The following is a 12,146-nucleotide window of genomic DNA, read 5'->3' as shown; positions in this document are numbered from 1 at the left end:
TCCGCTAATTTAACGACTTTTGACCAATAGCTCCACCGCCTGCTTGACGACTTTGCTGGAATCTCTGCCCGCTTCTTTTTCCTCAATAATACATTGCTCCAAATTCACCGCCACGATATAGGCTATTGCCTTATCCGCGGCGCTTCTCACCGCAGAAATCTGACTCACAACATCCTTGCAGTCCTGCTCCTCTTCCATCATCTTCAAGATGCCGCGTATCTGGCCTTCCATCCGTTTCAATCTTTTTTTCACATCGTCATCATATTTCATGGACATGTAGATTCATCCTTTCCATTATACCGGTATAGGTATATTATCTCCGATAGGTTGTTCGAATACAATACGTGATGGGCTGTTACATCAGGAATACCACACATTGGCAGTTAAGGATGCGTATGAGAAAGTCACCTTTAATAACTCCTGCGGTTTTCATAAAAAGCAAAAATAGGCGCAACACCTGCAGCCTTGATTGGCATGCATCGGTTCCGCCTTACTTGTTTCCGGTTATTGTTACATTGTGATCGAAGCTTGAATGCTTTGTCTGTATTGAACAGGACTAATTCCTTCCGCTTGGCGAAAAGCTCGGCTCAATTGGCTTTGTTCCTCGTATCCGACTTTCTCCGCAATTTCCTTAATAGTGTAGGAGGAGTCCATCAGCATTGTTTTGGCGGTTTGAATCCGCATCTGCCTTACATACTCCATAGGAGGCATGCCTAGACTTTGCAGAAATAAATGGCTTAAATAGCCGGGACTTAAGTACACGTGATCAGCCAAATCCTGCAAGCATAAGGGACTGCCGATATGATGCTGAATAAACTGGCACACCTTCATGACTCTCTCTTCAAACCGGAGCGGTTCAACAGGCAGCTGTTCTCCCATAACGGACAGAAAGTGCTGCAGCCATTGATAGAGCCATCCCTGCATACCTAGAAATTGCATCGAGATGTCCGTGCGTATAAGGTGCGTATGCGGTGTATCGGCCTCGGAACGAGGCTTGTCCCCGTTGATTAGCTCCCCTAACTGCTCGAAGGCTTCCAGCGCCGTTCCCCACACGGAAATAAGCTTGCTTAAACCCGTGGAAGACGCTATATGGGAAATGAAGGGAAGGTCATATACCGTGACAAGATCCAAATTTCCAATCTTCAAATCTCCGCACAGCGATAAGTATCGAATAGGCTGCTCCTCCTGCTGTGGAAGCAAGCTGAACATGGTGTTAGGAGGAAATATGACGATATCCCCCGTGGATACCTGACGCTTTTCCTCATGTATCATCAGCTCCAGCTTTCCTTCAAGCACAAGCCAAAACAGCGTATAGGGAAGCTTCAGCTGAGATATGGAATAGGTGGTGGACTTGGACATATCGCGAATCCAACGAACTCGGAATTTTAAATAATCGATATAAAAAAGCTCGTCTTTTAACGTAAACATTCCGTTCAACCTCCAAACAAGCTTAGATTGAAACAGATCTATTATAACGTAAGAGACGAGCCTTGAGTATGAAATACGGTATTAAGATCAGCTTTCGGCTTCATTCATCCAGGCAAGCTCCTGCTCCCACTTCACTCCGCCTGCGTTAGATTGATGCGTTCCTGGGGTGCTTCGACCATTCCGTACATAGGCTCTGAGCAGCTGAGTCAGCTCCTCCACCACCTCCGGATAACGTTCCTGCACATTCTCCCTCTCACCGATATCTCGGGTCAAATCATACAATTGAATAGGAGGCGCTCCCTCAGGCTCTTGACCTGGTCTTGGGCTGCTCCATCCCCCTGAACCCGGGCAGAGCTCCAGCTTCCAGTTGCCTTTGCGGATAGAGAACGAGCCGTTAATGGAATGATGAACGATGGCTTCTCTCAGGGGTACAGTGGCTTCAAGTCCCTGCCATACTGGTAAATTGCTTACGCTGTCTTCTCCTGCCTCATCAGGCAGAGTAACCCCTACCAGTTCCGCAACTGTCGCCATCAAATCAACCAAGCATACGGGCTCATCCGAAACAGACCCGGCCTTGATCCCCTGCGGCCACTTGACCAACAACGGAACGCGATGCCCGCCTTCGTAAATATCCGCTTTTTGCCCTCGGAATACGTAGCTTGGATTATGCCCTAATTGTGCCAGCTCTTCATAATTGGCCTTTGGCGAGCATCCGTTGTCGCTGGTAAAAATCACAATCGTATTATCGCTTAAGCCGCACTCCTCCAGCTTGCCGACAATTTGACCTACAACATCATCGCACATCAATACGAAGTCCCCATATAGATTTGTTCCTGATTTCCCTAGAAATTCAGATGTCGGCAGGATCGGAGTATGCGGAGCCGGCAGCGGGAAATAAATAAAGAACGGTTCGTTGCGTGAGCTTTCGATGAGCTCTAACACTTTTTCCGTACATTTAGGCAGCACTTCTTCATGATGGAAGTCCTCTCCCGTGGGGCCTTTCCGCCAAAATCCCATTTCATCGTCCCCAACCGTAATCCGATCTGGAAGAGCGGTTACCTGATCGTTCTCAATGTAGACATAAGGGGCCATATCTAGAGATGCGCTGATTCCGTAATAGTAATCGAACCCATGCGAGGTCGGTCCATTTGTAATCGGCCGCGTGAAGTCTACATCCGTCGGATCTTCACTTTTTTGAACCCATTCGAGACCCAAATGCCATTTGCCTATACATGCTGTACGGTACCCTGCCTGCTTCAACAACGAAGCCGTAGTCATCCTCCCCTCCTCAATGAGAGGACGTGAGTAACCGTTCATTACTCCGCTTTTCAGCTGGGATCGCCAATTGTATCTACCCGTCAAGATACTATATCGTGAGGGTGTGCATACCGCCGAGCTGGAATGGCCGTCCGTAAATCTCATCCCTTCCTCCGCCATCTGATCCAAATGCGTCGTATGGATCTTGGAATCCGGATTCAGGCTGCTTACATCCCCATAACCCATATCGTCCGCCAAGATGTAGATGATATTTGGACGTTGCTTTTCATTGTTTTGCGACTGCGTCATTCACCGTTTCCTCCTTCAGCATATTACAAAAGTGGTCTTTCCTGCATCATAGCACGAGGCTTGCCTGCCTCCCATGACTCAGGCTTCTCTTTTTTTGACAAATCTTACGATGCTTACTTACGTGCCCCCGCTCCCTGAACCTCTAATCACAAAAAGCTAAAAAAGCGTACATTGCCTTGAGCAACATACGCTTGCATTTTTCGTTTATGGTAGGATGAAACTCAACCTACTTCATACCTGAGCTTGCTGAACAGCAGCACCGGACTTTGAAATCCGAATCGCCATCAGCGCTGCGAACAAGCAGACGAAGCCTGCCGCAATAAAAGGAACTGTGTAGCTGCCGAACCACTCCCTCATTGCTCCTGCGCCATAAGCAGCTACCGAAGCGCCGACCTGATGTGCTACAACAACCCATCCGAAGATCATACCGGATTTCTCTTTACCGAACTCCTTGGTAGCCAGCTTCACGGTTGGCGGCACGGTTGCAATCCAGTCCAGCCCATAAAAGATGGAAAAGACGAGCAGCATATTAGGACCTGCATCAAGCGCATACGGCAAGAACAGAAGAGATAGTCCGCGAAGGCCATAATACCAGAACAACAGCTTACGGCTATCGAACCGATCCGAAAGCCAACCCGACAGCGTCGTTCCTACGAGATCGAACATGCCCATCAGTGCCAGCAATCCGGCTGCCATAACCTCGGGAATCCCGTAATCTCCGCAGGCCGAGATAAGATGAGTACCAATCAATCCATTCGTGGAAAATCCGCAGAAAAAGAATGTACCCGCCAGCAGCCAAAAGGTAGTATTGGTCATCGCAGAACGTAAAGCCAACAGTGGGGTAAGAAATAAGTTACCTTTAAACGGAACTGGTTGAACAACCTCATCTGTACCATAAGGAGCTGACCCTACATCATATGGATGGTTACGCATCCAGATCGCAACGGCAATCAATACGATCACTATAGCGGCTACAGTGGTGTAGACCGCATATCTCCAACCTACATCGACCATGATTTTTGCAAGCATTGGCAGAAATAGCAGCTGCCCTGTCGCGGCACTGGCGGTAAGTAATCCGACCACAAGACCTTTACGTTTCACGAACCATTGGTTGCTCACCGTTACTCCAAGAACGTTCGCCATCATTCCTGTAGCAAGACCTGAGACGATACCCCACAATAGCTCATATTGCCAAAAAGCTGTCATGAGCGGTGTCACGGCCATGCTTGCTGCCAATACCGCTAAAGAGATGACGAGCACTCTTCGAATCCCGTACTTTTGCAAAACGGCGGCTGAGAAAGGGCCTACCAATCCATATAAAAAGATTCCTATGGAGATGACCCCGGATATGCTGCCCCGATTCCAGCCGAATTCTTTTTCAAAAGGGACAATAAGAATGCTGGGCATCGAACGAACGCCTGCCGATACGAGCAGCGTGACAAAAGTAACTAGGATAACTACCCAGCCATAATGAAGCCTTGATGATTTCAGATTCTTATCCATTTTATGCATCACTTCCTTTTTTTCATTTGGTTGTACATACAATAATATATTGAGAAAATTTAATCCTTCTCCAGCTGCTCGCTTGAATATACGATATTGGCAGATAACTGTTTAGCTGCCTCTGTGCCTAAAATAGCTTCATATCGGGTATGAAGATTTTTGGATGCTTGCCGAATGGTATCCTCTAATGCAATCCCCTTATCCGTAGGGTACACCAAGACGGTCTTGCCTTGCCCTTTCCGCTCCACCAAGTGTTTGCCTTCCAGCTTATCGATGAATCGTGTTAACGTAGAAGGTGTAATGGACAGCTTCACGGACAACTCCTTCTGCGTAATCCCCGGTGTTCCATTAACAAGACGAATCAAGTAACCGTACATTGGGGTTAATCCGGTAGGCGCGAATTCTTCTTCGGCCATTTTCGTAATGGCGCGGCTCAATCGATTGGCTGTAAAAAACAGACAGTTATGCAAAAAGCCCTCATCCATTATGGTCATCCCCTTCAATTCAATTTTGTATGTACAACAAATATAAAGTGAATGTTATTCATTGTCAATCATTTCTTTTTCATACTCAACTTATAGTAAAGTCAGCAGCTCCGCCAGCGACTTAATCTTCCTATACGGCATAGCTGTGGCAGTGGCTGGTACTCCTGCTCCCTTGTGATCGATCCAAATTCCTTTGATTCCTAAACATTGAGGTGCAGCGACCTCCCACTCGAAGTTATCTCCGACCATCCAAGCTTCATCTGCGGTCACTCCGAGCTGTCCTAGCGCATGCAAATAAATGCGCTCATCAGGCTTACCAATTCCAAACTCGCCCTCAACAAGCACACAGTCAAACAGAGGGGCCAGCTCAAAGCGTCGAATTTTATCCCATTGGGGTTCAGCATTCCCATTGGTTAAGAGAGCAAGCTTCATTCCCTGCTTGCGCAACTGTTTAATAGTATCGATAGAATCAGGGAACAGCTCCACGCACTTATCGCGCTCCACACCGTATGTATAGGCTATCCGGCTAACCCAAGCAGACTCTTCCACTTTCAGTTTCAGCATAGCCATGTTTACAATTTCCTGCCTTGCTTTATGCAGATCCAGTCTACCGATTCGATGCCTCTCCGGGTCGCTCCAATACCATTTCGCCGACTCTTTAATACTTAGTAGAAGCTCGTCAGCGTCACAAGAAAGGTCACTGCCGAATGACCTCCGCCAGCATGAATCCGTATCTACACCATGATCATAGGACAGAATCGTATCGTCCATATCCAGTAATATAGCTTTTGGCATCTTGTTCCTCCTTGGTCTAGCTTCATAATCGAGCTGCTGCATCAGTCGTTTTTCTTAGGCTTCAATTTCACGGTAAACATACTCAATACAATGGTTAGTATGACATAAGTCCAGAACCCGTGAATTTCAAATCCATATAAATATTTATCAAGAAGCCATAGTTTGATCGGCGTCAATATCATCGAGGCTAGTATTAAAGCCGGTGTCGTCAAGCACCCGATCCCTACAGTGATTAACAGTACCGAAAGAACCATAGCAAGACTAAACAGAAAACTAATCACAAACATGAGAACAGAAGCAATGATTAAGGTTTTGGTATCGCTAATGGCTAGATACTGATGAAAGTATTCATTTCCAATCCAAAATACGAGAGCGGTAACTATTAAGTTGAGAATATTCCTCATGATAAATAGCCTCCCCTTCTAGGACCTAGCTTCTTCAAAAAGAAAGAACATCACTAAGATGCTCTCTTTGAATTTATTATTGATCACTGAACTCAATATCATTGAAATCAGCAACATATACCAGCTTATGGTCTGGTCGATTTACTGCTGCTGAAAATAAATCCTTATAAGGCGTGTCTGTCATTGCTATTCTGGCATCCCTTTGCTTCCAATGGTCAAACACTGCTTGTGATATCTCAAATGGCAATAATGGCTTAACTGAACGTTTGCTATGAATAACAATAATCTTGTTCCCATCTTTAGCTACTACAACGTTATTTTTATAGACCATCTGCAAATGCTTCTCTTTATCTGTTAAAAATGCGCTCATACGTTCCCCTCCATAATATATTATAGAACAATAGGTCCTATGAGACAATGGGAATAAAGTCATTTCACATGTCTGATTAAAAATCTTTGTATACTCTTATTCATTATATAAAAAATAACCACCACTATTACGGTAGTCATTATAACTAACTAACCTTTTTCAAATCTTCAGTCCCTGGGGTAATCAATTCTCATAATATCCATAAAAGGTACCTTTAAAGTTTCACTGCTTTGTTGTACATGTACTTTTCCTGTACGTGAATCCAATAATACAATCTGACCTCGAACCGGCTCTTCCCGTCCCCAAACCGTCAACAGAATTTCTGACTTTTCATAAAAAGCCTCCGTAATTTGGTTCCCTATTTCCTCTAAAACAAATTCATCTCTTGTCGGACGCTTTGGTACTTTCGGTTTTGCCACCTGTCATCCTCCTGGTGTCTTTTATTTTCAAAGCAAACACACTTTTACTTTTATTCTTTAGAAGACTTTGCTTCAACTCTGGCTTGTTCAGCTTCTTCTTCCGTGAATCCATCTTTGATCAATTGTTTTTTTATTCTCACCGCATATAAATCCGCACCTAATTGTAATTCAGAAGTATCCGCCGCTTTATACCGTTCAGCCATAAGTTGAATTGCGTTAGTTAACCGTTGTTTTTTCTCCAACACAGCACCCGCTTCATTAATTATTGTACTAGTATCTAGTTATCTCTCTATGTAATGTGAAAATTGATAGCCCGCTAGAACTCCAATTACGATAATAAGTACTCCAACAATATAAAACTACCCTACTAATTGTATGCCTTATTTACGTTTCATATCAACTAATATTATCACACTTAATATATTTTTGGTTAAATAAGGAAAATATTGCGGCGATTTGAAGAAAATCTATGATGACAGTTGTACTTTGCATGTCAGTCGCATTGTGGCCTACTGTGATCTTGATCGATAGTGAACTTGATCAATAGCTCCCCCCTATATGTTAAATTCCCTGAGCTGCCTACCAATAGCTCTTCAATTTTTGTTTTTGTAAAATAATCAGCTGTATTTAACTCCCTAATCTCATTGGTTGAGTATATCAATACAGTGAAACAAACGGATTCGCCAAAATATGGCATATCCCTCCTTTGTTGTCATAATCATCTTCAAATAATGAAAGAGCCCGCCAAAAATGATAAAATGCTGTTATGGAAATTAAGAAAGGCGGAGAACCCTATGGCACATGTATTTACCATCGAGCCCACGACATATATCGCCTTTGAAGACGAGGCGGCACAGATTGAGAAATGTAAGGAATGGGGACTGCTTTCCGAAAAAGCGTCCAAAAACAAAGCGTTTTTTTACAAAGGAAACGGCATGAATCTAGCTTGCAGCATTATCGGCTATGTCGATAATATGACCGCTATCATTGAATTCGACAACAAGCAGCTGCACTGCATTCATCCCTCGTATTTAAAGGAAATGCAAGCCGCTAGCTATAGTCAAAGGCTTACAGCAGTTACGGAGGAAGCGGCTGCACCCGCCGATACTGAGCCAGTCAAGCAGCAGGAAGAAGCATCTCAGCCAGCTGTCGATACCGAAGTTATCACGGCGGAACCTGAGGCAGAAGCAGCACCCAAGGCCTCCGAGCTGGCGAAGGGAAAAGCGAAGAAGCAGAAGCTTCAGCTTCCAGAGGAAAAGGTCAAAATGACCGCCGTCGTTAAGGAATTCACCACGGTTCCGAATCATTTCTCCGACAATGACGATGAAGTGATTATTTACGAAGTGGTCACTCTTGTAGATCAGGATACGGAGGTCGGCGACGCCTGGTCCAGCCACAGCGCCACGCTTAAGAAGCTGGAGCTAGAAGTGGGGGACAAGCTCACTTTTGAGGGCAAAATTGTTGCGAAGAAGCTCACCAAGCACCCCGTTCCCTACAAGATCAACAATCCTGCCAAACTGCAAAAAGTATAAATTCAAGTCAAAAAAGAGGAGTATGGCATTTGCCTGCTCCTCTTTCTCATTGGTTATTTTTTCGTTTTGAACTGCGTATACGCTTGCTGATAAATTTCCAAATAACGTTTTATGTTCATTTTATCTAACGTACCTAAATAATTGTTCCATTCCTTCTCAATATCAACGCCGCCTGTAACCGCCTTGGCGAAGAACTCGGTTCTATAATCGGTGATCGTTTTCTCCAATGTCGCAAGCTCCTCTGCCTGCTCATTGGTAAAGAACAGCGGCGGCACGATTTTGCTTGGATCGATTTTGTACGGTAAATAGTTGTTTTTCGTTTCATTGTACAGCAGCAACTCAAGCGGGTTTTTCTCATCTACAGCAACGCTTAATCTCCAATCATTGGTTCTGAGCGATGGACCCGATTGCGCCCAGTGGACGTTCTGCAGCTTGCCGAATGTGGCAATTTGCTTCCAGGCCGCCTGCTTGCCGTTAACTCCGAGCTCACCTTGAGCCGGGCGTACCCACTCTTGGTCAGGACGACCTATCGTGCTGCGAAGCGTCGCTTCTTCTGATAGCAGAAGGTCAGCCAAACGGAACGCAGCGGCGGGATTCTTCGCCTTATTGGTGATAACGAACTGGCCGTTCGACACTGCGTACGGGTTATATGCCGTAGACCGTACACCGGCAGGCCCTTTAAGCGGCGGCACGGAAACGTAGTCCTTGAATCTTGCATTATCCACATCGACGAATACCGTCTGATTTTGCGACACGACTGCTCCCGTGATAGGAATCTCCGGGTTCATCCCCATTTGTTTCAATTGGTTGCGGTCTTGAGTAAAGGTTTGCGGAGAGATGAGTCCATCCGCATACAGCTTGTTCATATATTTTAAAGCTTCCTTCCACTCCGGCTGATTATAAGCCACCTGCACTTTGCCATCCTTCACGAAGCGTAAGTTGAAGTCCTTCTCGATGAAAGATCCCGTCAAGAACAGGTCCAATGTCGAGGATGGGCCGTTAATGGCTCCTACAAGCGGAATTTCATCAGCTTTCCCATTTCCATTCGGATCCTTTTCTTTAAACGCTTTGAGTACCTGATAGAATTCATCTGTCGTGGTCGGCATTTTCAAACCGAGTTTATCCAACCATGGCTTGTAAATCCACATTTTTTGTCCAAGTGAACAATGATAGCAGTCATTAACTTGAGGTACAGAATAAATTTTACCGTCAGGAAGTGTTATTAAATCCTTGACATAATCGACCTGCTGGAACATTTTCTTCATTTCCACGCCATATTTATCGATATAAGGGTTCAGGGCGACAAACACGCCATCCTTACCGTAAATCGACTGCTGGATTGGAGATACGCTCATATTGAGCAGCACATCCGGATAATCGCCGCTGGCAAGGGAGACGTTGAGCTTTTCCTGGAATGTTTTTTCGGGAGCGATCTCCCAATCAATGTGGATGTTCGTTTTTTCCTCAAGCCATTTTGTAAACTCATTGGTAGCGAAATTTTCAACGATACTGGAACCTTTGACCATCACCTTGAGCGTTGTTTTCTCTTTAGTAATCGGGAATACGCCTGCTTCCGTAACCTGATCGCCGCCCGCAGCTTCCTTATTCGTCGCTCCGCCGTTATCGGTCTTATTCGGACTCGAACAAGCCGTGACGAGCAAAGCTAATGAAGTCGCAACGGACAGTAAAGCCGTCAAACCTTTTTTCATAGACTGACCTCCCCTTTATTTAACCTTTTAGTGAACCTATCATCATCCCTTTAACAAAGTATCTTTGAATGAAAGGGTAGATAATCAGAACGGGCAGTGTGGAAACCACGATAAGCGAAAATTTCAGCAATTCTCGTAAGCCCTCCCTAGCCGCTTGATCTGCTACATCGGTAATCATCGAGGCATCCACTTCGTTCTGCACCAGAATATCCCTAAGCACCAACTGAATTGGATACAGCTCCTGATGCTTTAAATACAGCAGAGCATTAAAATATTGGTTCCAATGCCCAACGGCGTAGAACAAGGCAATTACCGCAATAATGGGGCCGGACAACGGAATAACCATTTTACGTACGAACATTAAGTCGCTGCATCCGTCCATCTGGGCGGCTTCGAGCATTTCCTCCGGCAGTGTGGTCTGGAAGTACGTACGGGTAATGATCATATTCCACACCGCAAGCGCTCCGGGAATGATCAATGACCACCTCGAATCGATCATGCCGAGCTCCTTCACAACAAGATAAGAAGGAATCAATCCACCGGAAAACATCATAGTGAACACGAATAACGCCATAATGACATTGCGGGGCATAAAATCTTTTCTGGAGAGCGGATACGCTGCGATTAGCGTAAAGAATACATTAATGGTCGTACCGACAACGGTGTAAAATACGGAATTCAAGAAACTCGAAACGATCAATCGGTGCTTAAACACCGCCTCGTAGCCTGCCAATGTAGGTTCTACAGGAAACAACCATACTCTGCCTGAAATCACTGCTGTAGAAGAACTGAATGAAGCGCTTACAATATAGATCAACGGATATAAAATTGTGATTGTAAGGATGAACAGAATAACGTAGTTCACGATGGTAAATATTCTATCGTCGGCGCTTTCTCTTATTTTTCCTGTCAAAGTGGAGCCTCCTTTCTACCAAAGACTGGTCTGTCCCGCTTTTCGCGCTATTCGGTTGACGAGAAGCAGCAGCGCCAGGTTGATCACTGATTTAAACAACCCGATCGCGGATGAGTAAGAATAGTTAATCGCCGTAGATGCCAAACCGACCTTGTACACGAACGTGTCAATAACCTCAGAAGAGCTCATATTGAGCGGATTTTGCATCAGCAATATTTTCTCGAACCCTACGTCCAGCACATGTCCGGTATTCATGATCAGAAGAATGATCGCGACCGGCATAATGCCCGGTAAATCAATATGCCACATCCTCTGGATTTTGTTGGCACCATCCACGACAGACGCTTCATGCAGTGAAGGATCGATAGCTGCGAGCGCAGCCAGATACACGATACATGAGAAGCCTACATTCTGCCAAATGCCGGACCAGACAAAAATGTGTGAAAACCACTCAGGCTGGCCCATGAAGTTGATCGTCGGCAAGCCGAAAAATTTAAAAATGGTGTTCACCAAGCCGACTCGAGGGTCCAGCATTTGCAGGATGATACCGACCATAACGACGATGGATACAAAATGCGGCGCATAGGTGATCATCTGAACCGATTTTTTGAAAAATCTGGAGTTAACATAGTTCAAGCAAAGCGCGAGAATGATGGGGAACGGAAAGCCGGCGAGCAAGCTATAAAAGCTAAGCACGATCGTATTTTTAATAATCCGTACAAACTCGTAGGAATGGAAAAACCGGTCAAAATGCTTCAATCCTACCCACTCGCTGCCAGCTATACCTTTGGTCGGTATGAAGTTCTGAAAGGCAATAACCGCCCCATACATCGGAACATACTTGAAAACAACCAAATACAGTATCGGAAGCAGCATCAGCAGGTACAACTGCCAGCGGCTCGACATATTCTTTTTCAATCTCGTCAGCAGGCTTCTTCGTTTTCCGACAGCAACCGGCATCGTGTTGGCTTGATTCGTAGATGCTTCCATAGACCCCTCCTTTTTCGAAACGGAAGCTTCGA

The 12,146-nt window shown here is 45.3% G+C and carries 14 protein-coding genes; 1 reads left to right on the top strand and 13 read right to left on the bottom strand.

Annotated features, from left to right (window positions below):
• Window positions 1-9 precede the first annotated feature (9 nt).
• From BP97_RS0109725 to BP97_RS35785, 10 genes are all read right to left on the bottom strand, one after another.
• Window positions 10-276 (bottom strand): metal-sensitive transcriptional regulator, encoded by a 267-nt coding sequence (locus BP97_RS0109725; protein WP_028548923.1) that lies wholly within the window; start codon window positions 274-276, stop codon window positions 10-12.
• Window positions 277-510: 234 nt separating this feature from the next.
• Entirely contained in the window at window positions 511-1,428 is a 918-nt protein-coding gene (locus BP97_RS38760; RefSeq protein WP_028548922.1) for an AraC family transcriptional regulator, read from the bottom strand.
• A gap of 87 nt (window positions 1,429-1,515) precedes the next feature.
• Window positions 1,516-2,994 carry a sulfatase family protein gene (locus BP97_RS0109715; protein WP_028548921.1) on the bottom strand — a complete coding sequence of 493 codons (1,479 nt, stop codon included), beginning with the start codon at window positions 2,992-2,994 and terminating at the stop codon, window positions 1,516-1,518.
• Window positions 2,995-3,225: 231 nt separating this feature from the next.
• Window positions 3,226-4,497 carry an MFS transporter gene (locus tag BP97_RS0109710; RefSeq protein ID WP_197035442.1) on the bottom strand — a complete coding sequence of 424 codons (1,272 nt, stop codon included), beginning with the start codon at window positions 4,495-4,497 and terminating at the stop codon, window positions 3,226-3,228.
• Window positions 4,498-4,556: 59 nt separating this feature from the next.
• Window positions 4,557-4,982, bottom strand: a complete 426-nt coding sequence (locus tag BP97_RS0109705) for a MarR family winged helix-turn-helix transcriptional regulator (RefSeq protein ID WP_231506262.1) — start codon at window positions 4,980-4,982, stop codon at window positions 4,557-4,559.
• A 90-nt stretch (window positions 4,983-5,072) separates the two neighbouring features.
• Window positions 5,073-5,777, bottom strand: coding sequence for an HAD family hydrolase (locus BP97_RS0109700; protein ID WP_028548918.1), 705 nt, complete (start codon window positions 5,775-5,777; stop codon window positions 5,073-5,075).
• A gap of 41 nt (window positions 5,778-5,818) precedes the next feature.
• Window positions 5,819-6,181, bottom strand: a complete 363-nt coding sequence (locus BP97_RS0109695; RefSeq protein WP_028548917.1) for a phage holin family protein — start codon at window positions 6,179-6,181, stop codon at window positions 5,819-5,821.
• Window positions 6,182-6,257: 76 nt separating this feature from the next.
• Entirely contained in the window at window positions 6,258-6,551 is a 294-nt protein-coding gene (locus BP97_RS0109690) for a hypothetical protein (protein ID WP_028548916.1), read from the bottom strand.
• 167 nt (window positions 6,552-6,718) lie between these two features.
• The gene (locus BP97_RS0109685; RefSeq protein WP_028548915.1) at window positions 6,719-6,970 is read right to left on the bottom strand and encodes a YolD-like family protein; all 252 of its coding nucleotides are present in this window, start codon (window positions 6,968-6,970) and stop codon (window positions 6,719-6,721) included.
• Between the two features lie 50 nt (window positions 6,971-7,020).
• On the bottom strand, window positions 7,021-7,212 hold the full coding sequence (locus tag BP97_RS35785) for a hypothetical protein (protein ID WP_036745684.1): 192 nt from the start codon (window positions 7,210-7,212) through the stop codon (window positions 7,021-7,023).
• Window positions 7,213-7,764: 552 nt separating this feature from the next.
• Between BP97_RS35785 and BP97_RS0109670 the strand changes: the two genes are divergently transcribed.
• Window positions 7,765-8,502 (top strand): hypothetical protein, encoded by a 738-nt coding sequence (locus BP97_RS0109670; protein ID WP_028548913.1) that lies wholly within the window; start codon window positions 7,765-7,767, stop codon window positions 8,500-8,502.
• Window positions 8,503-8,555: 53 nt separating this feature from the next.
• On the opposite strand, the gene BP97_RS0109665 is transcribed toward BP97_RS0109670, so the two are convergent.
• Genes BP97_RS0109665 through BP97_RS0109655 form a run of 3 tightly spaced genes read right to left on the bottom strand, consistent with a single transcriptional unit; the run spans window position 8,556 to window position 12,114 of the window.
• Window positions 8,556-10,211, bottom strand: coding sequence for an ABC transporter substrate-binding protein (locus BP97_RS0109665; protein ID WP_028548912.1), 1,656 nt, complete (start codon window positions 10,209-10,211; stop codon window positions 8,556-8,558).
• 19 nt (window positions 10,212-10,230) lie between these two features.
• On the bottom strand, window positions 10,231-11,124 hold the full coding sequence (locus BP97_RS0109660; RefSeq protein ID WP_028548911.1) for a carbohydrate ABC transporter permease: 894 nt from the start codon (window positions 11,122-11,124) through the stop codon (window positions 10,231-10,233).
• A 15-nt stretch (window positions 11,125-11,139) separates the two neighbouring features.
• A complete protein-coding gene (locus BP97_RS0109655) occupies window positions 11,140-12,114 on the bottom strand; it encodes an ABC transporter permease (protein ID WP_081823999.1) in 975 nt (324 codons plus the stop codon).
• Between the last annotated feature and the right edge of the window lie 32 nt (window positions 12,115-12,146).

Source organism: Paenibacillus sp. UNC451MF, assembly GCF_000686845.1.
Lineage (GTDB): Bacteria > Bacillota > Bacilli > Paenibacillales > NBRC-103111 > Paenibacillus_S.
Note: the sequence above shows the minus strand (reverse complement) of the source record. Positions and strands in the feature narration are given on the sequence as shown.